The 24,309-nt window shown below is 65.4% G+C and carries 24 protein-coding genes and 2 tRNA genes; 21 read left to right on the plus strand and 5 right to left on the minus strand.

The window, feature by feature from the left end; translation table 11 throughout:
- Positions 1-154: 154 nt before the first annotated feature.
- On the plus strand, positions 155-1,111 hold the full coding sequence (locus tag ACV4UX_RS04445; protein WP_491592117.1) for a tyrosine-type recombinase/integrase: 957 nt from the start codon (positions 155-157) through the stop codon (positions 1,109-1,111).
- Positions 1,112-1,126: 15 nt separating this feature from the next.
- Here ACV4UX_RS04445 and ACV4UX_RS04450 read toward each other — a convergent pair.
- Positions 1,127-1,227: transfer RNA gene (locus tag ACV4UX_RS04450), tRNA-Ser, on the minus strand.
- 104 nt (positions 1,228-1,331) lie between these two features.
- Here ACV4UX_RS04450 and ACV4UX_RS04455 point away from each other — a divergent pair.
- The 10 genes from ACV4UX_RS04455 to ACV4UX_RS04500 all read left to right on the plus strand — a co-directional run bounded on the left by ACV4UX_RS04455 (position 1,332) and on the right by ACV4UX_RS04500 (position 8,565).
- Complete coding sequence (locus ACV4UX_RS04455; protein ID WP_491592118.1) at positions 1,332-2,558, plus strand: tyrosine-type recombinase/integrase; 1,227 nt, start codon at positions 1,332-1,334, stop codon at positions 2,556-2,558.
- 49 nt (positions 2,559-2,607) lie between these two features.
- Complete coding sequence (locus ACV4UX_RS04460; protein WP_491592119.1) at positions 2,608-2,934, plus strand: type II toxin-antitoxin system RelE/ParE family toxin; 327 nt, start codon at positions 2,608-2,610, stop codon at positions 2,932-2,934.
- Entirely contained in the window at positions 2,931-3,212 is a 282-nt protein-coding gene (locus ACV4UX_RS04465; RefSeq protein WP_491592120.1) for a helix-turn-helix domain-containing protein, read from the plus strand. Before ACV4UX_RS04460 ends, ACV4UX_RS04465 begins: the two co-directional genes overlap by 4 nt.
- On the plus strand, positions 3,213-3,455 hold the full coding sequence (locus ACV4UX_RS04470; protein WP_491592121.1) for a helix-turn-helix domain-containing protein: 243 nt from the start codon (positions 3,213-3,215) through the stop codon (positions 3,453-3,455). It begins immediately after the preceding gene.
- Between the two features lie 403 nt (positions 3,456-3,858).
- Positions 3,859-4,098, plus strand: coding sequence for a hypothetical protein (locus ACV4UX_RS04475; protein ID WP_491592122.1), 240 nt, complete (start codon positions 3,859-3,861; stop codon positions 4,096-4,098).
- 22 nt (positions 4,099-4,120) lie between these two features.
- The gene (locus tag ACV4UX_RS04480; RefSeq protein WP_491592123.1) at positions 4,121-4,255 is read left to right on the plus strand and encodes a hypothetical protein; all 135 of its coding nucleotides are present in this window, start codon (positions 4,121-4,123) and stop codon (positions 4,253-4,255) included.
- Positions 4,256-4,392: 137 nt separating this feature from the next.
- Entirely contained in the window at positions 4,393-6,819 is a 2,427-nt protein-coding gene (locus tag ACV4UX_RS04485; RefSeq protein WP_491592124.1) for a toprim domain-containing protein, read from the plus strand.
- 354 nt (positions 6,820-7,173) lie between these two features.
- Positions 7,174-7,554, plus strand: a complete 381-nt coding sequence (locus ACV4UX_RS04490; RefSeq protein WP_491592125.1) for a hypothetical protein — start codon at positions 7,174-7,176, stop codon at positions 7,552-7,554.
- A gap of 23 nt (positions 7,555-7,577) precedes the next feature.
- Positions 7,578-8,297 carry a hypothetical protein gene (locus tag ACV4UX_RS04495; RefSeq protein WP_491592126.1) on the plus strand — a complete coding sequence of 240 codons (720 nt, stop codon included), beginning with the start codon at positions 7,578-7,580 and terminating at the stop codon, positions 8,295-8,297.
- 1 nt (position 8,298) lies between these two features.
- The gene (locus tag ACV4UX_RS04500) at positions 8,299-8,565 is read left to right on the plus strand and encodes a hypothetical protein (protein WP_491592127.1); all 267 of its coding nucleotides are present in this window, start codon (positions 8,299-8,301) and stop codon (positions 8,563-8,565) included.
- A gap of 161 nt (positions 8,566-8,726) precedes the next feature.
- Here ACV4UX_RS04500 and ACV4UX_RS04505 read toward each other — a convergent pair.
- From ACV4UX_RS04505 to ACV4UX_RS04515, 3 genes are all read right to left on the minus strand, one after another.
- Positions 8,727-8,802 (minus strand) — tRNA-Thr (locus ACV4UX_RS04505).
- A 59-nt stretch (positions 8,803-8,861) separates the two neighbouring features.
- Complete coding sequence (locus ACV4UX_RS04510; RefSeq protein ID WP_491592128.1) at positions 8,862-11,387, minus strand: spermine/spermidine synthase domain-containing protein; 2,526 nt, start codon at positions 11,385-11,387, stop codon at positions 8,862-8,864.
- A 62-nt stretch (positions 11,388-11,449) separates the two neighbouring features.
- Positions 11,450-11,743 (minus strand): hypothetical protein, encoded by a 294-nt coding sequence (locus ACV4UX_RS04515; protein WP_491592129.1) that lies wholly within the window; start codon positions 11,741-11,743, stop codon positions 11,450-11,452.
- Positions 11,744-12,244: 501 nt separating this feature from the next.
- Between ACV4UX_RS04515 and sqr the strand changes: the two genes are divergently transcribed.
- From sqr to ACV4UX_RS04565, 10 genes are all read left to right on the plus strand, one after another.
- Positions 12,245-13,480 (plus strand): type III sulfide quinone reductase, selenoprotein subtype, encoded by a 1,236-nt coding sequence (sqr, locus tag ACV4UX_RS04520; RefSeq protein ID WP_491592130.1) that lies wholly within the window; start codon positions 12,245-12,247, stop codon positions 13,478-13,480.
- A gap of 11 nt (positions 13,481-13,491) precedes the next feature.
- Positions 13,492-14,139 (plus strand): helical membrane plugin domain-containing protein, encoded by a 648-nt coding sequence (locus tag ACV4UX_RS04525; RefSeq protein ID WP_173080390.1) that lies wholly within the window; start codon positions 13,492-13,494, stop codon positions 14,137-14,139.
- Between the two features lie 37 nt (positions 14,140-14,176).
- On the plus strand, positions 14,177-14,533 hold the full coding sequence (locus tag ACV4UX_RS04530; RefSeq protein ID WP_491592131.1) for a response regulator: 357 nt from the start codon (positions 14,177-14,179) through the stop codon (positions 14,531-14,533).
- A 225-nt stretch (positions 14,534-14,758) separates the two neighbouring features.
- Positions 14,759-15,013 (plus strand): type II toxin-antitoxin system HicA family toxin, encoded by a 255-nt coding sequence (locus ACV4UX_RS04535; RefSeq protein ID WP_491592132.1) that lies wholly within the window; start codon positions 14,759-14,761, stop codon positions 15,011-15,013.
- Positions 15,010-15,369, plus strand: coding sequence for a type II toxin-antitoxin system HicB family antitoxin (locus tag ACV4UX_RS04540; protein WP_491592133.1), 360 nt, complete (start codon positions 15,010-15,012; stop codon positions 15,367-15,369). The genes ACV4UX_RS04535 and ACV4UX_RS04540 overlap by 4 nt, the downstream gene beginning before the upstream one ends.
- A 220-nt stretch (positions 15,370-15,589) precedes the next feature.
- Complete coding sequence (locus ACV4UX_RS04545; protein WP_491592134.1) at positions 15,590-17,506, plus strand: ATP-binding response regulator; 1,917 nt, start codon at positions 15,590-15,592, stop codon at positions 17,504-17,506.
- A 6-nt stretch (positions 17,507-17,512) separates the two neighbouring features.
- Positions 17,513-19,810, plus strand: a complete 2,298-nt coding sequence (locus ACV4UX_RS04550) for a PAS domain S-box protein (protein WP_491592135.1) — start codon at positions 17,513-17,515, stop codon at positions 19,808-19,810.
- Positions 19,811-20,073: 263 nt separating this feature from the next.
- Complete coding sequence (locus ACV4UX_RS04555) at positions 20,074-20,373, plus strand: hypothetical protein (protein WP_491592136.1); 300 nt, start codon at positions 20,074-20,076, stop codon at positions 20,371-20,373.
- A gap of 204 nt (positions 20,374-20,577) precedes the next feature.
- Positions 20,578-22,110 carry a PAS domain-containing sensor histidine kinase gene (locus ACV4UX_RS04560; RefSeq protein WP_491592137.1) on the plus strand — a complete coding sequence of 511 codons (1,533 nt, stop codon included), beginning with the start codon at positions 20,578-20,580 and terminating at the stop codon, positions 22,108-22,110.
- A gap of 3 nt (positions 22,111-22,113) precedes the next feature.
- Positions 22,114-23,592, plus strand: a complete 1,479-nt coding sequence (locus ACV4UX_RS04565; protein ID WP_491592138.1) for a sigma-54-dependent transcriptional regulator — start codon at positions 22,114-22,116, stop codon at positions 23,590-23,592.
- Between the two features lie 318 nt (positions 23,593-23,910).
- On the opposite strand, the gene ACV4UX_RS04570 is transcribed toward ACV4UX_RS04565, so the two are convergent.
- Positions 23,911-24,258 carry a hypothetical protein gene (locus tag ACV4UX_RS04570; protein ID WP_491592139.1) on the minus strand — a complete coding sequence of 116 codons (348 nt, stop codon included), beginning with the start codon at positions 24,256-24,258 and terminating at the stop codon, positions 23,911-23,913.
- Positions 24,259-24,309: the final 51 nt, after the last annotated feature.

Raw genomic sequence — 24,309 nt, forward strand, 5'->3', positions numbered from 1 at the left:
GAACCAGGGGGCCACCCTCAAGAATTGAGTGGTCCGAAGAAACCCGGCAGGTCACACGGGCGAAGGCTTCCAGACGAAAGCCGACGCCAAAAGAGCCGAAGCCAAACATCGCGAGGAGGTGGAAACCCGAAGACATCTGAGAGCCCAAACCGACATGGGCTTCTTGGAGATGATTAATCTGAGGCTTGATTACCTCAAGGATTTCAGCTCGGAGAAGTACTACTACGAGACCAAGAACAGAGCTGGACGCTGGGTCAAGGAATGGAAGAACACGGCTTGCGGGGAAATCACACCTGAGATGGTCGAAGCTTTCCTTCGGAAAAGGAAGAAAGTTTCTGCGTATACCGCCAACTCGGACCTCCGCAGCTTGCGAGCCGCATTTAATTGGGCGTTCAAAAAGAGGAAATACATCAGCTTCGATCCCACGGAAGGATTGGAGTATTTCCCTATCCGAGAAAAAGCCCTGCGGCGGCACATTCCGTCCCCTGATGAGCTCGAAAAGGTGCTCGCTGTGGCCAACCCCGAACAGCGGGACTACTTGACTGTTTTGCGGGAAACGATGGCGCGCGTTGGAGAGGTAAACAGACTCACCTGGGAAGATGTCGACTTGGAAACCCGTGTCGTTGTGCTCTACACTCGGAAAAAGCGTGGAGGAAACCTGACTCCTCGTCGAATCCCGATGACCAACAACCTTTTCGAACTATTGAAGCGCCGTTTCGGCCAACGCCGTCCAGGGATCAAGTGGGTTTTCTGGCACGAGTACCATGACCGATCTGGAAAGCGCCAGAGTGGCCCGTACCAAGACCGGAAACGCATGATGAAGAGTCTTTGTACGAAAGCGGGCGTTCCCTATTTCCGGTTTCATCCGATCCGGGCATCAGGGGCGTCGGTCATGGACTTGAACCATGTACCGATTGGCTCAATCCAGCGTATTCTTGGACATGAAAACCGAACAACGACGGAGATTTATCTCCATCGAATCGGCGACCCCGAGAGAAAGGCTATGGAAGTGTTCGAGCGTGTGAACCGAGATGTGGCGCGGGTTCCCGAGGGGGATTCACATCAAATTTCACACCAGGATGAGGGGTGGGTTACTGATTATTTGCAGTAACCCCTTGAAATAATATGGAGCCAGCGAGGGGACTCGAACCCCTGACCTGCTGATTACGAATCAGATTTTGGCAATTTCACGGAGCTTCACAGATTCCCACGAAACCGTTGACTGGCAAGGCTTCCCGGCATATTCTACCTTCATGCGTCATCACTCAAAAACACCCCCTTTCAGGCAAAAAAGTGGGACAGGAGTGGGACAAAATTCAGAGAGGTGAGCCGTGGCCACGACGTGGATCAAGACCAAGCACACCGGGGTGCGCTACCGTGAACATCCCTCACGCCGACATGGCGTAAAGCCTGACCGATATTTTGCCATCCGCTACAAGCTCGACGGCAAGGGCAAGGAAGAGGCCTTGGGCTGGGCAAGCGAGGGCTGGACGGAACAGAAGGCCGTGGCCCGGCTGGCAGAGCTCAAGGAGGCGCACCGCACCGGGTCCGGAGCCCGAACCTTGGCGGACAAGCGGGCCGAAGCCAACGCCAAGCGCCAGGCCGAGGAAGAGGCCAAGGCACTCCAGGAGCGGGAGGGCATCACCTTCGGCGCGGTCTTCCTGGGAGCCTATCTGGAGCACGCCCAGGGCAGCACCAAGAAACCCAACAGCATCCGCACCGAACAAACCCTTTTCGAGAACTGGATCAAGCCCGCCATCGGCAACACGCCCCTCAAGGACGTGGCCCCCTTCCACCTGGAGAAGGTCATGAAGGCGATGCGCGATGCCGGACGCTCCGCCAGAAGCCAGGAATATGCTCTCGCCCTTGTCCGGCAGGTCTTCAACTTCGCCAAGGCGCACGACATCTATTCCGGCCCATCCCCCGTGGAGAAGGTCAAGGCCCCCAAGGCGGACAACCGGCGCGTGCGCTTCCTGACCCATGAGGAAGCGGACGCTCTGCTCGACGCACTGAAGGCCCGCTCCCTTGACGTTTGGGGGGCCGCACTGCTCTCCCTCAATGCCGGACTCCGGGCCGGGGAAGCCCTGGCCCTGACTTGGGCCGACGTGGACTTCGAGCACGGCGTCTTGACCATCAAGGACACCAAGAGCGGACGCAACCGGCAAGTGCCCATGACTTCCGAGGCCCGGGCCATGCTGGAGGAGCGAAGAGGGCAAGCCAGCCCTGGCACGCCCGTTTTCCCTGCGGAGCGAGGCGAGCAGGCCGCCGCCATCTCGAAAACCTACGTCCGGACCGTGGCTGACCTGGGGCTCAACGCCGGGATCGAGGACGCCCGGCAAAAGGTGGTTTTCCACACCCTGCGCCACACCTGCGCGAGCTGGCTCGTGCAGAACGGCGTGCCCCTCATCACCGTGGGGCGGCTCCTCGGACACTCCACCATGGCCATGACCGAACGGTACAGCCACCTGGCCCCGGACCACTTCCGCCAGGCCGTGGACACCCTGGAGGCCGCCCGGCGCAAGAAGCCCGGCAAGGTGGTGAGCATCAACGGGGCCTGATCCGCCCCGCCCGGCTGGACAACAAATAACTCAGGGGTTATAAATTCACATGGAAGCCTGGAAGGTGACGTTGCTTGACGAGGCGGTCCCCGAGTTCATGCGCCTGCCGTCCGACATCCGCGCCCGCTTCCAGCGGGTTTTCCGGCTGGCGCAGGAAGAGGGCTTGAGCGCCCTTGTCATGCCCTACGCCCGGCCCGTGAAGGGGCGGTTGTGGGAGATGCGCGCCAAGGGCAAGGACGGCATCGCCCGGGGCCTCTACGTGGCTGCGTCGGGCCGCCGCCTCGTGGTGCTGCGGTTCTTCGAGAAGAAGACCCCGCAGACGCCCCAGGATGAAATCAAGCTGGCACTCAAGCGGTGCGGGGAGCACGGACTATGATCGACGCCAACGAAATTCACGAACGCATGATGCGCGAGGATGCCGAGTACGCCCGGGAGTTTGACGCCCTGGAGGAAGAGTTTTCCATCGCACAGGCCATGATCCGGGCGCGCAACCGCGCGGGGTTGACCCAGGCCGACGTTGCCAAGCGCATGGGCGTGAGCCAGCCCCGCATCGCCAAGATCGAAGCGGGGACCAACGTGAGCCTGGACATCCTGCGGCGCTACGCTGCGGCCACGGGGAGCAAGCTCAAGCTGGACTTCCAGGCGGGCCAGTAGATGGAGGCCCCCACCCCCTGGCGGGAGGCTTTCCCCTTCAAGGCTCAGGAATTGCCGGGCGTGTTCCTGGCCGGGGCGCGCTACCGCGAGGGCCTGACGCAGGACGCCTTGGCCAAAGCGGCAGGCACCCCCCGGCGGCACATCTCCGAGATGGAGAACGGCAAGCGCCCCATCGGCAGGCAGAACGCCCGCAGGCTGGGGGAAGCCCTCAACGTGGACCCGAGGCGGTTCCTGACGGCGTAGGGGCCTCCCGCGACGGGAAGGCTCCCCCGGACAGAAACGAAACAGCTACCCTCCCCGCACGCCCCGGCCCTGACCCGGGCCGCCCCGCCACCACCTCGCCCACCCCGGCCGGAGAAATCCGGCCGGATTTTTTTTGCTTCCCAGGTTTTCCCGATTTTTCCCGCTTTCGACTGCAACGCAACTGCAACGCCATGCAAGTGCCCATCTGCAAGCCCGCGCTACGCCTTGATTCGCGGCATGTACTTGCACGCATGCAAGTATTGCAGTGATTATTCAGCACTTGCAAGCATGCAAGTATGTGTTGGTCTGTCGCATTGCTCCGTCGAGTGTTGTCCAGTTGACATTTTTCACGACGCATATCAAACGCCAACCAGTGCCAACAACTACCTTGCATGGAGGACGCATGAAAACCTGCACCATCGCAATCGACCGGCTCCGCGAAACGCTCCCGCCCACCTTCGCCCGAAAAGCTGTCGGCGACCTGACGGGAGGGATTGTTCACCCGGCCACGGTGGCCAACCAGATGTCTCGCGGCGAGGGGCCGAGCGCGTTCTATGTCGGGCGCAAAGCCTGTTTCGAGCGGGAATCTTTTCTGGCGTGGCTCGAAACTCGTATGAGCAGCGAGCTGAAAGACGGGAAATAGTTTGCAAGTACGGAGCATTACAATGGAAAAGACCGCCTACAACAAGCGCAGGCGGCCTCTTCGCGGAGAAATCAGCACGTTTCCCGTCCTGAACATCCGCGAAGTTGCTGCTGAAGTCAAGCATGTTGCGTCGGATTGCAGTGGGGGTGCGGCATGAGCACCGCCCACGAGCACGTTGACGAATTTCGTCGTTTCATGGCGCAACACGGAGTCATCTACCACGGGGAGCTCATCCCTGACGGCGAATCCCGGCGCGTCCACCTCGACGGCGACAAGTCCGGCACGCGAAACGGCATGATCCAGTTTTTCGCGGACGGGCTGGGGGGAGTCTTCCAAAACTGGAGGGAGCACGAGAAGCCCATCACCTGGCAGGCCAAGCGGACGCGCGACTTGACGCCCGAGGAGCGCGCCGCCCATCGCAAGCAGGTGGAGGACGCCCGGCGCGCCAGGGAAGAGGAGATCGCCAAGAAGCAGGCCCGGGCCATTGAGCGCGCCCGCGAGGACTGGGCCGCCGCGAAACCGGCCAAGCAGCACCCGTACCTCGAACGCAAGCAGGTCCGGGCCTACGGGCTCCGGTCCGGTCCCTACTCTTACCGGGTCCGTGACGAGGCCGGGGTCTGGTCCTCCGAGGTAGTCCATGAAGCCCTGTTCGTCCCGATGCGGGCGCAGGGAAAACCGGACATCATGGGCGTACAGGCCATTTTCCCGGCCACGTCTCCCACGTCCGGGATCGATAAGCACTTCCCACCGTCCACGCCCAAGATCGGAAAATATCACGCCATCGGCAAACCGCTGCCCGGGATGCCGATAACGCTTTGCGAGGGCTACGCCACCGGGGCCAGCATCCACGAGGCCACCGGCTGGCCGACCGTGGTATGCTTTGACAAGGGCAACCTTGAGCCGGTCGCCCAGGACTTCCGGGCGCGCTACCCGGACACGGCCCTGCTGGTCGCCGCGGACAACGACCAATGGACCAAGCGCCAGGACGGCACGCCCTGGAATCCTGGGCTTGAGGCCGCTCACCGGCTGGCCGAGACCATGGGCGTGGCCGTGGCGGTCCCGGTTTTCGCGGATACGTCCTCGCATCCGACGGATTTCAACGACCTGCACGTCTTGGAGGGGTTGCCCCGCGTGGCCGAAATCCTGCGCGCCGCGCTGGCCCCACCCGCGCCGCCGGAGGGTTCCCAGGGGCCGCCGGAGACGCCCGACCCGAGGCCGGTAGTCCAGGTTCGGCCGGGGCAGCTCCCTGAGTTGGTGGGCAGCTCCGAGGCGGCCCTGTGCGCGCCGGGCCTGCCCTCCGAGGACTTGGTTTTGCAGCAAGGTGGACGCCTTGTTCGCGTGGGGCGCTTGGAAACGTCCGGCGAGGCCGGGGGCGTTCGACGTAGCCAAGGTGCCGCCATGGTCTACGGCCTGACGCCAGCCTGGCTGTCGCTGCTCCTGGCGCGCCGACTTCAGTTCGTGAAGTTTGACGCGCGGTCCCGGACTTGGCGGCCCTGCGATCCACCCAAGGCCCTCGCCGAGGCGATCCTCGCCCGGGCCGGGGCGTGGCCGTTCCCCAGGCTCCGGGGCGTGGCCGCCTGCCCGACGTTGCGGCCCGACGGCTCCATGGTGGCAGAGCCGGGCTTCGACCCCGCATCAGGCTGGTTCCTCGCACATGACCTCGCAGTGGACGTGCCCGCCCGCCCCACGCCCGAGCACGTGGGGCACGCCCTGGCGTTGCTGGCGGACCTGCTGGGCGGCTTCCCCTTCGTGGAACCCACCGACCGCGCGGTGGCCTTGGCGGCCGTCATCACAGCCGTGGTCCGGCCTGCCCTGGACGCCTCGCCGCTTTTCGGAATCACCGCGACTTGCCGGGGCTCTGGGAAGTCGCATCTCGCAGATACCATCGCCATGATTACCACTGGCAAGCGAATCGCTGTTGTTTCCGCGACGCGTGACCAAAATGAGTTCGAGAAAGGCCTTGTATCGGTAGTGCTGTCGGGGGATTCGCTCGTTGGTATCGACAACTTCAACAATGTCATTACATCAAATCTGCTTTGCCAGATTGCAACATCAGAGGCCGTTAAAGTACGCCCCCTTGGAGCCAGCATTCAAGTTGAGGTTCCGAACGCCGCCGTGTGGCTCTGCAATGGCAACGCGTTCCAACCGGATGAAGACCTGGCGCGGCGCTTCCTCATGATTCGCCTAGACGCAGGACTCGAACGCCCAGAGGAGCGGGAGTTCACCTTCGACCCCGTACAGGTGGCCGCCCAGCACCGGGCGGCCTACGTCGGCGCGGCCTTGACCATCGCCCGGGGCTACATCGTGGCCGGGAGCCCTGATGTTTCCTTGAAACCATTCGGGAGCTTCGAGGGTTGGTCGCGCCTGGTCCGCGCCGCCCTGGTCTGGACAGGGGAGCCCGACCCCTGCGAGTCGCGCGCCCAGGTCTTGGAAGAAGCCCCCGACGTGGCGGCCCTGCGCGCCCTGCTCACGGCCTGGCGCGAGGCCTTCGGGCGGTCTGCCCGGAACGTGCGGGAGGCCATCCGGGCCGCCCAGGAAGACCCGGACGGCCCCTTGGCCGATGCCCTGGATGCGGTCGCCGGGGACCACGGCCGAGTAAATTCCAAGCGCCTCGGGTGGTTTTTGAAGCGAAACGCCGGGCGCATCGTCTCCGGCCTAAAATTCGCCAAGGGGGCAGATTTCGGGCGGCATCCGTGCTGGATTGCCGAGGAGGTGGTGTGATGCGGCCCCGAAAAGCTGCCCTTTCTCGCCTTTCTGCCCTTTTTTATACCTACGTGGGAAAATTGGCAGGGGAGGTAGTAGTGACAGTTTATAGGGGGGGAGTAGGCAAAACCGCAAAAACTGCAGAAAGGACACGCCGCCCCGGAGCCCTCCCCTTGGAGGGGTTCCAGCGCCGATCCGGCCACCCTGGCAGGCCCGGACCGAGGCCACCTCCTCCAGGGCAGGGCCGAGGCCACCCCCCTCCCCGGGGGCCAGGTTCTTCCAGGGCCCCTCCCCCACGGGGCGCTGGCGATCCGCAAGGATTGGTTAGATTCTAAGCACTTCTGCAACACCACTGATTTCAGGGAGAATTCTATGCCGCATTTCATCACCACCCCGAGCGCCAAGCTCACGCGCCTTGGAGGAAAGCCACTTTTCCTGGAGGCCCCGGATCAAGCTGCCGCCAACGCCTGGGCCGCCTCGACGGGTTACAACGCCGCCTCGCCCTGCCGCGCCCCGCAGCCGGGCGACGCGCCCCGCCGGGTGGTCCGCCTCGCGCCCACCGTCGCGCCCGCATTCCCTGGCAAGGCCCTGGCGGCTCCTGGCCCCGGAACCGGGCCGACGGCCGCCGCGACGCTCACGCGCGACCCTGGTGCCGTTTCTGTTGGAAATTCCATAGCCCCGGCCGACGGCGACTGGACGCCTGAAATCCTGGCCGGTGCCATCGAGGCGATGAACGCGGCCCGCCGCCTGTAATTCTTACACTGGAGGACTCCCCCATGCTCTTCGTGAAAAAACCCGTCCCGGCCCCGACTGCCCCGGCCGCCCCGGTCGAACCCGTATCGACCGCCCCGGCCGCCCTCAGCTCCGAAACCTGGCGCGCCGTCGCGCCCGAGGCGTTCGCATCGTTCCAGGCCGCCGAGTCCGCCGTTGTCGCTGCCCGTGCCCCCCTGGAACGCCTGCGGTCCGAAGTTACGGCCGCCGAATCCCGGCTCCACGCCCTGGAAGCCGAGCGCGCCGGAGCCGAGGAAGCTGCCAAGGCCGCCGCCCTGGCCCGCGTCCACAACCGCCCGGCCCCGGCGAACCCCGGGCGCGCCCTGGCCGCGATCCTGGCGGACATCGAGGAGGCCCGTTTAACCTTGGAAGCCCTGGCCCCCGAAGGCCCGGGCGCCCTGGAGATCGTCCGCGCCGCCACCCACGCCGACGCCCAGGCCGAGCGCGCCTTGACCGGGCTCCACCGCGCCCTTGCGGCGTCCCTGGTCGAAACCGCCCGGGACGCAGTGGGCGAGGCTCTGGCGCAGGCCTGGAAGCTGCACCGTCGCCACGCCCCCGGAGCAGACCGGGCCGGCTGGCTCTTGAGGATACTCGGCCAAATTGACGCGGAACTCCCCGAAGACATCCCCCAGATGGCCGAGCGGTCCGGGGTTTCTTCGCAGGAGGAGTCTCGGGCCGAGGCCGCCGAACGCGCCGAGCGCCGCGCCGTCCTGGGGGCGGCCTGACATGGCTGGCGACTGGCTCACGCGGAAGGCCCGAACCGAGTCCGGGATTGCGGCCTTCGAGCGGAAAACGACTCGCGTCGTGGACCGGGGCGGGCATCCGGTGAAGGCCTGGCGCGTGCCTGGGGAACCTGAACATGAGGCTTGGCTGAAGTTGAAGGCCGACTTCGATTTTCTCTTGCTCCACCTGCGGAAAAAGCACCGGCCCTGGGAGTTCTTGTCCGAAATCTTCGAAACCGCCCTGGCACGAGACCCGACCGCCGTTCGGTGAGGGTAAAACTGAGCGCGGCCCGTCTCCGAACTGGAGGCGGGCCGCCTGTCTTCACGGGCCTTCACTGACCCGTCATCAATTAAAGTGGGACAGGAGTGGGACAAAACCTGACCCAAGAAAAAGGGTTCCGAGGCCTGAAGCCTGGGAACCCTTGTCTTTCCTGGAGCCAGCGAGGGGACTCGAACCCCTGACCTGCTGATTACGAATCAGCTGCTCTACCAACTGAGCTACGCTGGCGTCGAGTAAAAAGTCTTCATAGGCTCAAGCAGCATGGGAGTCAATAGGGTTATGCGTCTTCAGCGCATCATGGTTTTCAGGCGCTCCACGAGCTGCCCTTCGAGGGGGAGGGGGGACGCCTCCTCGCCCCGGCGGTCCACGGCAGAGGCCAGGATCGTCGACGCTTCCTCGCGCCCAAGCCTTCCACCCGGGCGGATCGTCACATACCGTTCGAGCAGTCCCTCCTCGCCCAGAGGAACGCCTGACAGCAACTGGCGCTCCGAAACGCGCGCCCCCATGAAATAATTCCGGCCCGCCATGTAATGCAGCATGGGTTTGTCGAGCGTCTGCACCGACCCGGTCAGCGCGGGCGGCGACAATTCCCTGGCCAACAACGCCTCCAGGGAGCCGATCCCCGCTTCCGCCAACGAAGCGCGCACGCCGGGCGAAGCGTCCCACAACGCTCCCGCTGCGGTCACTCCGGGGGCCAGGTCCTCCCGAGAAGCCAGGAGAAGCAGGTCGTTTGCCTGGGTCATGAACACCCGAATGCAGGGGAAGCGTTCCCGAAGGGTGACGAGCACGGTCCCGAGCACCTGGGCCGAAGCGTCGTGGACGTGGATCCACTGCGCGAACACTCCGCCCGGAGCCAGGCGTCGGTCGGCCAGACGGTAGAATTCCCGCGAGAAGAGCGCGTCCACGCCCAGAACCCAAGGGTTGCTCGGCTCGGAGACGATCAGGTCCCACTGGGCCTCCTCGCGCGCCAGGATGCGGAAGGCGTCGCCGTGCAGCATGCGATGCCGGGGCTCCCGGTGGACGTCGCCGGTGAACGCGGCGAAGAGCGGCAACGCCTTGATGACCGAGGAGGATATCTCCGCCGTCCCGATGGAGGCCACGTCGGCATAGCGCGCAAGCTCCCCGGAGGTGACGCCCGTGCCCAGGCCGACAACCAGCGCCCGGCCGCGTGAGGGCGCGAGAAGCGCCGGGATGTGCGCCAGCAGGCGCAGGGTGGACATGTCCGCAACAGTGGACGAGTCGGACTTGCCGTTGACGAACACAGCCATGGGCTTTTCGGAATGCCAGGCCTGACGAGGGGCGCGCAGCACGGACGCCGTGCCTTCAGGACCGTCTTCCTGGAAGAGGAGTTCCACTCCGTCGTGGAACTCCTCGAAGAAGGCCTTGGGCGATGCGTAGGAGGACGCCAGCGGCATACGTAAACGGAAAGTGCCCATCATGAAGCGCTGCGCATCGTATCCCGGCGCGGCGGGGATCAGAGCCAGGGCCGCGAGGGCGGCCAGTCCTGTGGCCAGGCGCGTTCGGGGTCCAAGTTCACTTGCCGCAAGCCAGGCCCCGGCCAGGGACAGCACGGCGCAGAGCAGATAGATCTGTCCGTTGTTCAGCAGCGGATGCAGAAGGATTCCCGCTGAGAGGCTCCCCGTGAGGTTGCCCGCCGTGTTGGCGCACAGGATGCGCCCCGAGAGACTGCCCACGGTGGCCAGGTCGTTACGCAGGCGGTTGAAAATCAGGGGCACGGCCGCCCCGATGAGCAGGGCGGGCAAGCCCGCCGCCAGCGAGAGGGCGGCGAACCCGGCGGCCTGGAAGGCCCAGAATCCTGCGAGGTCCGGCGCGAAGAGTAAACGCAGGCGGTGCGCCCAGTAGGGCCAGGTGTCCAGGGAGGGAAACAGCAGGAGCAGCAGGGCCGCGATGGCCAGTTGGTTGAGCCACACGGCGCGCGTCCCCAGGCGGGCGAAGCGCCCCGCGAGGAGCGCCCCCGCCGCGATGGCCAGCACGAACATCCCCACCACCATGGTGAAGGCGTAGGCCGACCCGCCCGCTGAAAGGGCCACGAAGCGCACCAGCACGTTCTCCAGGCCCATGGACTGGAAGCCGTTGAGGAACGCCAGCCCCATCAGAGCGAACCCCAGGCCGCGCCTGTGCGGGGGCGGCGACGCCGTCGGGCCTGCTCCCGGGCCGCTCAAGGTATCCGGCCAGGCGGGATTTCGGACAGGTTCGGCCCGCATGGGGTCACGCGCCAGGGCGAACCACGCGGCGGCCAGAAGATTGAGCGAAGCGGCCAGGCGCAGCGTGCCGGGCAGCCCCAGTTCGGGCACGGCAACGTACCCGGCGGCCACCGCGCCCAGGAAGGCCCCGGCGGTGTTCACGCCGTAGACCCTGGCGTGCACCGCTCCGGAGGTCTCCACGTCGCGACTGAGGGCCTGGGTGAGCAAGGGCGCGGTGGCTCCCATGCACACCGTGGGCGGCCCCACCAGAGCCGCAGCCAGGGCGACCCCCTGCAGGGCCAGGCCCCAGGGGGGCGAGAGAGACCATCCGGCCGAGGCCTGCTCCACGGCGGCGAACAGGGCTGGAAAGGCCAGGCACCACAGTCCGATGAAGCCCTCGGCCAGGGCGTAGGCCTTGTAGGGGCTGCGCACGCGCAGGGCCAGGCGGCCGAAGGCATGGTAGCCCAGGGAGAGCCCGCCCAGGAAGGCGGCCAGCACCACGGCCGTGGCCGCTGCGTCGCCGCCCAGGAGTCGGGCCAGGTAACGTTGCCAGACCACCTGGTCCATCATGGCGGCCGCGCCGGTGGCGAACACCAGCACGCAGACCACGGGGGGCACCGCGACCGGACGGGGCGGAGCGCCAGGGAGCGCCCGCCAAGGCCGCGCCCCGCTCATGTCCTGCCGGGAAGGGTGGGGGCGAGATCGCCGATGAGGGCCGTCACGCCATCCACCTCGCCGTGGGACTGCTTGTAGGCGTCGAGCAGCGGCACGAGGGTCGAGTAGTTGCGCTGGATGAAGTAGTAGTCGTAGAGGCGCGCGTCCATGTAGGACTTGAGGAAGGAGATGGACAACTCGCCGGGACTGGCGACCTTGCGGCGCTTCCAGGTGCAGTAATCGTGCAGCCAGCGCCGGGTCTCGTCGTCGATGTTGTCGATGAGGAACCGTTTCGTCGCGTCGTCGGCCATGGGTCCGCTTGCCGTTGGGGTTGAGGCGATGCGCGCTTCCCGCCTTTTGGAAAGATAGCGCCCAACGCCCCGGGACGCAAGGCGCGATGCGCGCGCCCGGGGTCACGCGGCCCCACGGGTCGGCTGGACGCGTCCTCAAAGCCCCTTGTCTCGAGAAATTTCGCACGAACCCCGCCCGGCAACGAGCGCCCTGCCGGGAGACTTCCCTCCTTGCACGCAACACACGTTGACGCCTGCAACTTTCTTTGCACCCCAGGCCGCGCCAGAATCCAAGCCGATCCGCGCTGCGCCCCTGGGGCCAACGTCAACCTTTGTTGCTGGCCGGATCAATTCCTCCTGCGGCGGACAATTTTCCTAATATACTGAAATCAAACGAATATACAGTTCAACCCATCCTGGCACGGCCCCTGCTTTATGGGCTTTGTGGATTGGGGACTCCCCCGGGACGCCTGGGGAATACGTCGAACCTAGGTTCAAACCAATTGAAGGAGCCGTTAGGTCATGAAAAAGCTTGTGATTCTTGGAGCCGGCGCCGGCGGTTGCATAATCGCCAACAAGATGCGCCAGAAGCTGGACGAGAAAGAGTGGAAGATCACCATCATCGACCGCAACACGGTCAACCACTACCAGCCCGGCTGGCTGTTTGTGCCCTTCGGCATCTATGACATCAAGGACTGCATCCGCCCCCTGTCCAGCTTCATCCCCAAGGGCGTGGACTTCGTCAACGAAGAGATCACCAACGTCGACCCCGTCGCCAAGGTGATCACCACCACCAACGGCAAGCACGACTACGACTGGATCGTGGTGGCCACCGGCTGCCGCATCATGCCCGACGAGATCGAAGGCATGATGGACGGCTGGAAGAAGAACATCCACGACTTCTACACCCCCAACGGCGCGGTGGATCTGGCCCACAAGCTGGCCCGGTTCGAAAAGGGCAAGATCTGCCTGAACATCGCCGAAATGCCCATCAAGTGCCCGGTGGCCCCCCTGGAGTGGCTGTTCCTGGCCGACTGGTTCTTCTCCATGGAAGGCACCCGCCACAACATCGAGATCGAGCTGGTCACCCCGCTCACGGGCGCGTTCACCAAGCCCGTGGCCGCCTCCATCCTGGGCAAGATCTGTGAAGAAAAGAACATCAAGATCGTGCCCAACTTCGAAATCGCCGCCGTCGACGCCGAGCGCGGCGTCATGGAATCCATGAAGGGCGACGAGGTGGAGTTCGACCTGCTGGTGGCCATTCCGCCCAACTTCGGCTCTCAGGTGATCCTCGATTCCGACATCGGCGATCCCATGGGCTACATGAAGACCGACCACTACACCCTGAAGTCGCCCGACTACGAGAACATGTACATCCTGGGCGACGCCACCAACGTGCCCACGTCCAAGGCCGGCTCCGTGACCCACTTCGAGGCCGACGTGCTGGTGGAAAACCTGCACCGCGACATCGAAGGCCTGGCCCCCCGCCCCGAGTTCGACGGCCACTCCAACTGCTTCATCGTCACCGGTTACGAGAAAGCCGCCCTCATCGACTTCAACTACAAGGTCGAGCCGCTGCCGGGCAAGTATCCGTTCCCGGGCATCGGACCCTTCGGCCTGCTGGAAGAGTCCTACATGAACTACTGGGGCAAGATGATGTTCAAGTGGGTCTACTTCAACCTCATGCTCAAGGGTAAGGACCTGCCCCTCGAACCCCAGATGTTCATGGCCGGCAAGAAGCGCCCCGGCAAGTTCTAGGAGCGGTCATCATGAGCAAAGAGGACCTCATACTCGAAAAACTCGGCAAGATCGAAGCCGAGCTGGCCGTGATGCGCGAGGCCAGGGAGCCCATGGACGACCTGATCCGGGACCTCAACCCGATCATGAAGCAGGCTCTCTATGTGATGGTCAACGAATTCAAGGACGTTGAGGACAGCTTCCAGCTGGAAGACGTGATGCCTCTCGTCAAGAAAGTCCTGGTCAACGTGAAGAACCTGACCTGGGCACTGGAAGCGCTCGAAACCATCATCGACATGTGGCACACCATGGAGCCCATGATGAAGAGCGCCCTGCACAACACCGTGCGCTACCTGGGCACCCTGGAACAGCGGGGCGTGTTCAGGACCTACGAGGCCATGCTCGAGGTGCGCGCCAAGGTGGCCCAGCACTACGGGCCGGAAGACATCGAGGCCATGGGCGACAGCTTCGTCACCCTGCTGGGCCTGCTCAAGAAGATGTCCAACCCCGAAATGCTGGCCCTGCTGGAGAAGATCACCGACATGCCCGCCAACATCGACCTGGCCAACGCCAAGCCGGTGGGCATGTTCGGCGTCGTGGGCGCCCTGTCCGACTCCGAGGTCAAGAACGGCATCGGCGTGGCCATGGAGATGGTCAAGGCCCTGGGCAAGCTGAAGTAACAACCAAGCGGCGCGGCCGCGAAAACGCGAGGTACCTATGGCCAAGAAGATACTCATCATTGACGACGACCCCGAGATCATCTCCTATCTCAAGGACGTCTTCGAGGAAGCCGGCTATGACACCGTGGGCGCCAAGAACGGCGTCGAGGGCCTGGAGATGGCCCAGGTGCACAAGCCCGACCTCATCACCCTGGACATGGACATGCCCGCGCGCGGCGGCACGCTCTTCTACGTGAAGCTGCGCCAGGAACCCCAGCTGGCCGAAATCCCGGTGATCGTGATCTCCGGCGTGGGCCCCCGCCCCCCGGTGCTCACCAAGAACGTTCCCGTGCTCACCAAGCCGGTGGACACGGAGAAGACCCTCAAGCTGGTCAAGGAAATGATCGGCGAATAACCCTCTAACCGACGGGCCGCAGCCCGGGACAACGATCCGCGAGACGCGGGCCTGACCCCACCCCAGGCCCGCGTCTTCGTTTTCGAGCCCGGCCGGGACGACCGGCCACGGCGAACGGACGAAACGACAGGATGAGACGAGCGAACGTCTCCCCCGGACGGCACGCCCGGCGGCACGCCGGAACGACACGCCTTGACTTGTCACTGACGATTGGTACTATCCCGCATGAACAACAAGCACCGCAAGACGCTTGCCGCCCTCTTTGCCGACCCTGTCGGCGCGTCCATCGCCTGGGCGGACATCGAGTCCCTCTTGCGGGCGTTGGGCGCGGAAATCCTCGAAGGGCGCGGCTCACGGGTGCGCGTGGAACTGGGCGGAAGATTCGCCGTCTTCCACAGACCGCATCCCCGGCCCGTCACGGACAAGGGCGCAGTGAAATCCGTGCGACGACTGATCCTGAACGCGGGAGTGCATCCATGAACATCCTGAACTACAAGGGCTACCAGGGACGCTTCGAATACGACGCCGATGCGGACATCTTCCACGGCGAGGTTTTGCATCTTTCCGATGTGATCACCTTCCAGGGCCGCGCCATCGACGAACTCAAACAGGCCCTGGCGGACTCGGTGGAAGACTACCTCGATTTCTGCGCCTCCAAAGGCAGAACGCCCGAGAAGCCCTATTCCGGCCGGTTCAACGTCCGCATCTCTCCGGAACTGCACCATCTCATCGCCCGCAAGGCGACGGCCGAGGGGGTGAGCCTCAACCACTGGGTGGCCCACGCCCTGGGGAGCGCGGCGGCCCAGGAACCCGGCAACGACAACGCCCGGGCCTGACCCCACCCCGGGCCCGCGTCTTCGTTTTCGCGCCCGGCCGATCCCGGATACGGCCTGACCAGGCGATCCGGACCCGGATTTCGTTTTCGCGACGGCCCGGTCAATTCCCCCCGCCGCGCCCCGCTTTCCGAAAGCACGGTTGCCGACGGCCTCCCCTCGGGGTATGGTTCCTTCCGGGGGGCGCGCATTCATCGAATGCCTGCCGCAAGAAGGAGCGACCATGTCCGAAAAAGTCATGCTCGTGGACGACGAGGACGCCATCCGCGAAATCCTCGGGCTCTCCATCGCCGACCTGGGCTACGAGGTCCACACCGCCGCCAACGGCCCCGAGGCCCTTGAGGCCCTGGACGTGTTCCGGCCCGCCATCGTGCTCACCGACATCAAGATGCCCGGCATGGACGGCATCGAGCTCCTCGGGCGCATCAAGGCCCACAACCCGGACATAGAGGTGATCATGATCTCCGGGCACGGAGACATGGACCTCGTGGTCCAGAGTCTCCAGCGCGAGGCCCTGGACTTCATCACCAAGCCCATCCGCGACGAACTGCTCATCAGCGCCCTCAAGCGCGCGGCCGAAAAGATCGCCATGCGCCGCCAGCTGCGCGAGCACACCCAGAACCTGGAACGCATCGTCAAGGAGAAGTCCGCCAAGCTCGTGGAAATGGAACGCCAGCTGGCCGTGGGCCAGGTGGTGGAGGGCCTCTCCTCGGCCATGCGCTGCCTGGCCGAGACCTGCGACGAGGGCATGGGCTACTTCAACGAGCTGCCCTGCTTCATCTCCATCCACAACCGCTACCTGGAAGTGGTGGCCGTCAACCAGCTCTACGGCGAGCGCCTGGGCATGATGGTGGGCAAGAATTCCTGGGAGGTCTACTCGGGGCGCCACGGCAGCGGCAACGCCTGCCCCGTGGCCAAGACCATCGAGGAGGGCAAGGGCCAGCGCAGCCGCGAGACCCTGGTGGACGCCCAGGGCAACGACGTGCCCGTGATCGTGCACACCGCACCCATCCTGAACAAGGACGGCGTGGTGGAACTGGTGATCGAGATGAGCGTGGACGTCACCGAGGTGGAGCGCCTCCAGGAAGAGCTGCGCGCCGCCCGCGAGAAGTACATGCGCCTCTTCGACGCCGTGCCCTGCACCATCGAGGTGGTGGACCGCGAGCACAACATCGTGGAGGCCAACCGCCGCTTCCGGCAGGACTTCGGCGAGGGACGCGGCGGCAAATGCTTCGAGCTCTTCAAACACCGCGAGGACCCCTGCCAGGAGTGCCCCATCACCCTCACCTTCGAGGACGGCCAGTCCCACCAGTGGGAAACCGCCGTGACCACCCGCGACGGCCAGCAGCGCATCGTGCTCATCCAGACGGCCCCCGTGCACGGCGAATCCGGCGAGATCGAGCAGGTGATGGAAATCTCCACCGACATCACGCAGATCCGGCAACTCCAGGACCACCTCACCTCCCTGGGCCTGATGCTCGGGTCCATGTCCCACGGCGTGAAGGGCCTGCTCACCTCCCTGGACGGCGGCGTCTACAAGGTGGACGCCGGCCTGCGCAAGGACGACCCCGAGCGCCTGCGCCAGGGCTGGGCCATCGTCAAGGACAAGATCGGACGCATCCGCAAGATGGTGCTGGACATCCTCTACTACGCCAAGTCCCGCGAGAGCGAGTTCCAGGCCGTGGACCTGGCCGCCTTCGCCGGAGACCTGGCCGCCATCATCGAGCCCAAGGCCTCCCAGAAGGGCGTGGGCTTCCTCCTGGAGGCCGCCCCCGGCCTGGGCGAAGGGGACCTGGACGAGACCGCCATGTCCGCCGCGCTGGTGAACTTCCTGGAAAACGCCGTGGACGCCTGCACCGAGGACGACGCCAAACCCCACCACGAGGTGGTCCTGGCCGTGAGCGCCCACGAGGGAAAGATCCGCTTCGAGATCCGCGACGACGGCATGGGCATGGACCAGGAGACCCGCGAGAAGATGTTCAGCCTGTTCTTCTCCTCCAAGGGATCGCGCGGCACCGGCCTGGGGCTCTTCATCTCCAACCAGGTGGTGGAGCGCCACGGCGGGACCATCGCCGTGGACTCCGAATTCGGGCGGGGCACCTCCATCGTGGTGACCATCCCGCGCCGCCAGGACGGGTAGCCCGGAATGCTGCGCATGGCGAGCCTGCTGGACACCCTCCGCGGCAGGCTGATCTACAAGATCAGCATTCCCGTGGCGTTCATCCTGTTCGCCAGCATCTTCCTGTGGTCGTTCTATCACCTGAAGTATCAACGCAACTCCACCATCGAGAGCCTGACCACAGGGGCCGAGCGCGTCTCCAACACCATCAAGCTCGGCCTGCACTACGCCATGATGCTCAACTCCCGGGACGACATCCAGGCCATCGTGAACAACCTCTCCAAGCTCCAGGAGATCCGGGGCGTGCGCATCATCAACAAGCGCGGCGAGGTGATGTTCACGAGCAACCCCGGGCAGGCCCATTCCGTGCTCCCCCAGCGCGACGTGCTCTGCCAGACCTGCCACGCCTACCGCCCTCCCCTGCTCGCGCCCTCCCAGGGAGACGCCATCTACAAGGACTCCGAGGAGAACGGCGAGCGCGTGCTGCGCCTGGTGAGCCCCATCCAGAACGAGCCCGGCTGCTCCAACAACGCCGCCTGCCACGACCACCGACCCGAGGAAAAAATCCTGGGCGTGCTGGACCTGGGCTTCTCCCTGGCCGAGGCCGACACCCTCATGCACGAAAGCCGCCAGCACACCTTCTACCTGGCCTTCATCCAGTTCGTGGTCACTTTCGTCACGCTCTCGCTGCTCTTTTTCGTGCTCATCAAGCGGCCCATCAACAACATCATCCGTGACGCGCGCCAGCTCTCCACCGGCAGGAGCATCCGACGGCGCGAACACTCGTCCGACGAAATCGGCCAACTGGCGCAGGCCATCTTCGGCATGGGTGAGGAACTCATCTCCAAGAACAACCAGATATCACTTCAGAAAAATCTCTACCAGGACCTCTTCGAGGGCGTGCCCTGCATCATCACCGTGCAGGACCGCGACTTCCGCCTCCTGCGCTTCAACAAGGCCTTCGAGGACCGCTTCCAGGCCCGCATCGGCGAATTCTGCTACAAGGCCTACAAGAACCGCGACTCCAAGTGTCCGGATTGCCCCGTGGAAAAGACCTTCGTCACAGGGCTCTTCCACACCACCGAAGAGTCCGGCTGCTACCGGGACGGCTCCAAGGCCCACTGGATCGTCAACACCGCGCCCATTTACGACTCCGAGGGCAACCTCGTGGCCGCCATGGAGATGTGCCTGGACATCACCGAACGCAAGGAACTCGAAAGCGAGGTGAAACGCTCGGAAAAGAAGTACGTGGACATCTTCAACAACATCCCCAGCGCCGTCTTCGTGCTGGACCAGGCGGACTTCTTCATCCGCGACTGCAACAGAAGCGCCGTGCACATCTACGGATGGGACAAGTCCGAACTGACCAGCATGAGCTTCCTGGACCTCTTCGCCGCCGTGGAGAAGCAGGCCCTCATCAAGGCCATGAAGAAGGGACAGGACATCGACCAGGCCAAGCACATCACCAAGACCGGACGCGAATTCTTCGTCTCCGTGCGCACCACGCATTCGGAGTTCAACAAGCGCAAGGTCTACCTGGTGGCCGTTTCAGACATCTCCAAACGCCTGGAGACCGAGCAGCAGCTCATCCAGGCCAGCAAGATGGCGACCCTGGGCGAGATGGCCACGGGCGTAGCCCACGAAATCAACCAGCCCCTGGCCGTCATCCAGACCAGCGTGGACCTCATCAAGCGCAGCCTGAACCGGGGCAGCCTGCCCGACGAGGCCCTGCTCAAGCGCGTCACCGAACTGGTGGTGGCCCAGGTGGAGCGGGCCACCAAGATCATCGGCCACATGCGCGAGTTCGGCCGCAAGTCCGACGCGCACCTGGACGAGGTGGACTTGAACACCGTGCTCAGGCGCTCCTTCGACTTCTTCAGCCAGCAACTGGCGCTGCGCACCATCGACGTGGCCTGGGAACTCGACGACAAGCTCCCCGCCGTGGCCTGCGAGCCCAACCGCATGGAGCAGGTGTTCATCAACTTCCTCATCAACGCGCGCGACGCCATCGAGGACCGCGCCGCCAGGGAGGGGCGAGAGAGCCCGCGCCGCATCACCCTGAAGACCATGTACAACCAGGACTACGTGACCGTGCGCATCTCCGACACGGGCACCGGCGTGCCCGAGGCGCTCTACACGCGCATCTTCGAGCCCTTCTTCACCACCAAGCAGGTGGGCAAGGGCACGGGCCTGGGGCTATCCATCAGCTACGGCATCGTGAAGGAATACGGCGGCGCCATCAACGTTGTGAACAACGAGGACGGCGGCGCGAGCTTCTTCATCCGCCTTCCCGTGGCGGGCGACAGGGCCGGCGGCGGCGAATAGCCTGCCTACGCCGCGTCGACCGTTCCAAGGCCGGTTCGTTCGCGCCCCCGCCAGACCGCGCGCGCTTTTCCCACATGCAAAACGGGCCGGTCATGCCCCACGCGCCCGTCCCCCGGCAGCCTGCCGCATCCTGTGTACAGTGTCACTGCTGTTTTGACTGAATCCGGAAACTGTCAAGTATATACTTATATATATCTTTTTGCTTGCCTCTCTTTGGCTCAAGCTATACGCTGCACGCGATTGACGATTCGCAGGAGGCTTTGATGATCACTCACCGGGATGTAACGTGCCTGAACAAACTGGCCCCCCTGGCCCAGCTTCTGGAAATGCTCGGAGGGCTCGAACAGCCCGCCGTGCGCACCCCGGAGGTCTTCCTGACCATGTCGCGCGATGTCTGGCGCGTCTACTGGTTCCTGAGCGAGCGCCTGGGCGACGAGCTCCTGGCCCACTCCGGCGCGCCCTGCGACGACGCCTACTTCGCCGCCCTCGAACGCCGCGTGGAACGAGCCCTGGAGCGCGATCACTCCTGCCTCCCCGGCGAGCATTGCCGCCGCCGCGACTGACCAATGCACATATCCAGCAACGACTAATCTACGGGATAACCGCTCGCCCATGCGATGGAACGGCGCGCGCCCGGCCCTGCCGGACGCCGCGCCGCCCCGAAGGAGCACGTCTCCCACGGCCTTGCGCCTTGCCTCTTGATCCCGATTGTTTTAGTCGGCAGAAAACGTCGGATTGGGGTCACCCGGTCCGCGCCACATCATCCGATGACGCACCCCCTGCAGACCTTCCCGCTCCATCAAGGCCTGGACCCGCTCTACGGCGCGTTTCCCATGGCCGTGCTCGTGGCCGGGACGGACCAGGGCGTGCTCTACGCCAACCGCGAGTTCTTCTCACTCACGGAATGCCGCCCCTCGGACCTGGCGCTCATGAACTTCCAGGACGTGCTCTCGGTGTTCTGCCTGGGCGTCTGCGAGGACCTGGATCAGCTCCTGGGCCGCCCCGGCTTCTGGCACGACATGGACAAGCCCATCGCCATGGCCGACGGCAGCCTGGCCTGGACGCGCGTGCGGGTGGACCCCCTGCTGGTCGAAGGGAGGGCCTGCCACCGCCTGCTGGTGGACAACGTGACCCGCTACAAGGTGGCCATCGAAGGGCTGCTCAACCGCAAGAACCTCTACCAGTCCATCGTGGAGACCCGGCCGGACCTCATCTGCTGCTTCCTGCCCGACTGGAGCCTCACCTACGCCAACCAGGCGGCCGCCCGCCACTTCGGCCTGGAGCGCCAGGAGGCCGTGGGCGCGGACTTCCTGGAACTCATCGAGCCCGACGCCCGCGAACGCTTCGGCCGCGCCGTGGTCTCCATCACCAGCGACAACCCCATCGCCGAACTGGAGTACCAGTCGGCCCAGCCCCCCCAGGACGGACCGCCCCGCTTCCTGCGCTGGATCATCCAGGGCTTCTTCTACAAGACCGGCCACATCAAGGACTACCAGGCCACAGGCCTGGACGTGACGGGGCAGAAGGTCACGGAATCGCAGTTCATGCACGCCGACCGCCTGGTCTCCCTGGGCACCCTGGTCTCCGAGGTGGCCCACGAGATCAGCAACCCCAACAACTTCATCATGCTCAACGCCCCGCTGGCGCTGGAGCTCTGGCACGGCGTGGTCCCGGCCCTGGAGCGCCAGGGCCGGGAACCCGGCGAACTGCCCCTGGAGGCCCTGACCCGGGACGTGCCGCAACTCCTGCAGGGCATCATCGAGGGCTCCGAGCGCATCCGGGACTTCGTGCGCCAGCTCAAGGACTACGCCCGCAAGGACATCGAGGGCGGCTACGAGATCCTTTCGGTCAACGACGTGGTGCAGTCGGCGGTGCTGCTCATGAGCAAGACCATCGGCATGCACACCAGCCGCCTGGCCGTGCGCTACGGCTCGGGCCTGCCCCTGGTGCGCGGGCGCAGGCAGCGTCTGGAGCAGATCGTGGTGAACCTCGTGCAGAACGCCTGCCACGCCCTCACCGGCCCGCACCAGGGCATCGAGATCGAGACCCTGCGCCAGGACGACACCGGCGACGTAATCATCGAGGTGCGCGACGAGGGCGTGGGCATCCGTCCCGAGGACCTGCCCATGGTCACCGAGCCCTTCTTCTCCACCAAGCGCGACCAGGGCGGCACGGGCCTGGGCCTCTCCATCTCGCTCTCCATCGCCCGCGAGCACGGCGGACGCCTGGAGATCGCCTCGCAGCCCGGCAAGGGGACCACGGCCGGCGTGGCCCTGCCCCCGGCCGCCGGAGAGAGCTGATCCGTGAGCGCCCTGCCCGTCCCCCCGCTTCCCATCCTCCTCGTGGACGACGAGGAGCAGGCCCTGCGCAGCTACGACCTCAACCTGCGCTATTCCGGGCTCACCAACACCATCCGCTGCGCCGACCCCCGCCAGGTGCGCTCCATCCTGGCCCGCCAGGAGGTCTCCCTGGTGATGCTCGACCTGGGCATGCCCCAGATGAAGGGCGAGGACGTGCTGGAGTTCATCAAGAAGGACTACCCGCACATCCCGGTGATCATCGTCACGGGCTACGACGAGGTGGAGACGGCCGTGCGCTGCATGCGCGCGGGCTCCGTGAACTACCTGGTGAAGCCCGTGGACCGCGCCCACCTGCTCTCGGCGGTGCGCCACGCCCTGGACTCCGGCCAGGAGGCCAGGGGGCGCGCGCCGCGCCAGGCCGAGAGCGCCCCCGGAGCCCCCGGCGGCGAGGACAGCCCCCTCTCGCGCATCGTCACGGTCAACGCCCGCATGAAAGGGCTTTTGGCCTACCTGGAGGCCGTGGCCGGGTCCGACGAGCCGGTGCTGGTGACGGGCGAGACGGGCGTGGGCAAGGAGATGGTGGCCCGGGTGATCCATGCGGCCAGCGGCCACGCGGGCAAGTTCGTGGGCGTGAACGTGGCCGGGCTCGACGACGCCATGTTCTCCGACACTCTCTTCGGCCACAAGAAGGGGGCCTTCACCGGGGCCAGCGTGGGCCGCCGGGGCCTCATCGAGGAGGCAGCCGGGGGCACGCTCTTCCTGGACGAGATCGGAGATCTGGAGAAGGCCTCGCAGCTCAAGCTTTTGCGACTGCTCCAGGAGCGCGAATACTACCCGCTGGGCTCGGACACGCTCAAGGCCATGGAGGCCCGGGTGGTGGTGGCCACCAACCAGCCCCTGGAGCGGCTCATCGACGAGGGGCGCTTCCGCAGCGACCTGTTCTTCCGCCTGCGCACCCACCGGGTGAGCGTGCCCCCCCTGCGCGAGCGTCTGGACGATCTGGAACCCCTGTGCGCCCATTTCCTCGCCAAGGCCGCCCAGCGTCTGGGCAAGCCCGCCCCCGCCGCGCCGGACGGGCTGACGGAGCTCCTGCGCGCCCATCCCTTCCCGGGCAACGTGCGCGAACTGGAGGCCATGGTCTTCAACGCCGTGGCTCTGTGCGAGGCGGATCAGGCCTCCCTGGAGCCCTTCCAGGCCTGGGTGGGCCAGGCCAGGCCCCAGGCCGGACAGGGAATTTTCCCGAGTGTGATCGAGGCGGGCGCCCCGGAGCCCGAAAGCGCCGGAACGAACGGATCGGGGCCGCGAGCCGCCGAACCGGGCGAACCCGTGCCCACCCTCAAGCAGGCCGAGGAGCGCCTGATCCGCGAAGCACTGGAGCGCGCGGGCGGCAGCCAGAGCCGCGCCGCCAGGATGCTCGGCATCACGCGCCAGGCCCTCAACCGCCGTCTGCTCCTCCAGAAGCGCAAGAACAAGGAATCCTAGCAGCCTGCTGAAAAATCCTCGCTGGCTGCGTTGCAGGGAAAAAGCCAAACCCTCCCGTATGAGAAATACGCTTCGGGCTTGGCTTTTTCCCAGCGCCTTGCCAGCGAGTTTTTTGAACAGGCTGCAAGAATCGACTTTTTCAACTGCTAGCCGGGGAACCGGCCGTAGGCGTCAGGACCGTGGCCGTTCGCGGCGTGCGTCCGGGGCGGCACTGGCTCGCCGTGCGTCTGTCCCGGCCTGAACGTTTCGGGGCGGGACGCGTCCAGCGCTCCACCTGCCTGGCCCGGCCCCCTGCCGCAGCGTGCGCGCCGGACCGTCTCAGCGGCCCGCGCCGAATGCCGGATCGTAGGCGAAGAAACGCGGCCCGCCCTCTTGCTGGCCGGGCGGTTCGATGCTCCCTTCGCCCGGCCTGCCCGGGACCACCACATCCTCAGGGTCCTTCTGACCGGAGGAGAGTGCGACCCGGCTACCGCTGCGGTCGGCAGGATCGAAGGCGAAGAAGGTCCCCAGTCTCGCCGGATCGCGCGCGACAGTGCCGTCCTGCGGCACGGGCGCGGCGAGAAGCGCCGAAGCCAGGGCGTCCCCTCCGGGGGACTGGGCCTGGCAGTCGCCAGTCAAGGCGAACAGCAGGGCGGCCGTCAGCGCGATCGAGGTCGAGCGGAACATGGGGTCCCTCCTGGAGGACGCGTACTCTTCATCATGGCACAGCCTCCCCCC

The organism is Fundidesulfovibrio sp., assembly GCF_058402725.1.

Coding starts and splice junctions, on each gene's coding strand:
- ACV4UX_RS04445 (WP_491592117.1), top strand. CDS start 155: ATGGGCTTCTTGGAGATGATTAATCTGAGGCTTGATTACCTCAAGGAT.
- ACV4UX_RS04460 (WP_491592119.1), top strand. CDS start 2,608: ATGGAAGCCTGGAAGGTGACGTTGCTTGACGAGGCGGTCCCCGAGTTC.
- ACV4UX_RS04465 (WP_491592120.1), top strand. CDS start 2,931: ATGATCGACGCCAACGAAATTCACGAACGCATGATGCGCGAGGATGCC.
- ACV4UX_RS04470 (WP_491592121.1), top strand. CDS start 3,213: ATGGAGGCCCCCACCCCCTGGCGGGAGGCTTTCCCCTTCAAGGCTCAG.
- ACV4UX_RS04475 (WP_491592122.1), top strand. CDS start 3,859: ATGAAAACCTGCACCATCGCAATCGACCGGCTCCGCGAAACGCTCCCG.
- ACV4UX_RS04480 (WP_491592123.1), top strand. CDS start 4,121: ATGGAAAAGACCGCCTACAACAAGCGCAGGCGGCCTCTTCGCGGAGAA.
- ACV4UX_RS04485 (WP_491592124.1), top strand. CDS start 4,393: ATGATCCAGTTTTTCGCGGACGGGCTGGGGGGAGTCTTCCAAAACTGG.
- ACV4UX_RS04490 (WP_491592125.1), top strand. CDS start 7,174: ATGCCGCATTTCATCACCACCCCGAGCGCCAAGCTCACGCGCCTTGGA.
- ACV4UX_RS04495 (WP_491592126.1), top strand. CDS start 7,578: ATGCTCTTCGTGAAAAAACCCGTCCCGGCCCCGACTGCCCCGGCCGCC.
- ACV4UX_RS04500 (WP_491592127.1), top strand. CDS start 8,299: ATGGCTGGCGACTGGCTCACGCGGAAGGCCCGAACCGAGTCCGGGATT.
- ACV4UX_RS04515 (WP_491592129.1), bottom strand. CDS start 11,743: ATGGCCGACGACGCGACGAAACGGTTCCTCATCGACAACATCGACGAC.
- sqr (WP_491592130.1), top strand. CDS start 12,245: ATGAAAAAGCTTGTGATTCTTGGAGCCGGCGCCGGCGGTTGCATAATC.
- ACV4UX_RS04525 (WP_173080390.1), top strand. CDS start 13,492: ATGAGCAAAGAGGACCTCATACTCGAAAAACTCGGCAAGATCGAAGCC.
- ACV4UX_RS04530 (WP_491592131.1), top strand. CDS start 14,177: ATGGCCAAGAAGATACTCATCATTGACGACGACCCCGAGATCATCTCC.
- ACV4UX_RS04535 (WP_491592132.1), top strand. CDS start 14,759: ATGAACAACAAGCACCGCAAGACGCTTGCCGCCCTCTTTGCCGACCCT.
- ACV4UX_RS04540 (WP_491592133.1), top strand. CDS start 15,010: ATGAACATCCTGAACTACAAGGGCTACCAGGGACGCTTCGAATACGAC.
- ACV4UX_RS04545 (WP_491592134.1), top strand. CDS start 15,590: ATGTCCGAAAAAGTCATGCTCGTGGACGACGAGGACGCCATCCGCGAA.
- ACV4UX_RS04550 (WP_491592135.1), top strand. CDS start 17,513: ATGCTGCGCATGGCGAGCCTGCTGGACACCCTCCGCGGCAGGCTGATC.
- ACV4UX_RS04555 (WP_491592136.1), top strand. CDS start 20,074: ATGATCACTCACCGGGATGTAACGTGCCTGAACAAACTGGCCCCCCTG.
- ACV4UX_RS04560 (WP_491592137.1), top strand. CDS start 20,578: ATGACGCACCCCCTGCAGACCTTCCCGCTCCATCAAGGCCTGGACCCG.
- ACV4UX_RS04570 (WP_491592139.1), bottom strand. CDS start 24,258: ATGTTCCGCTCGACCTCGATCGCGCTGACGGCCGCCCTGCTGTTCGCC.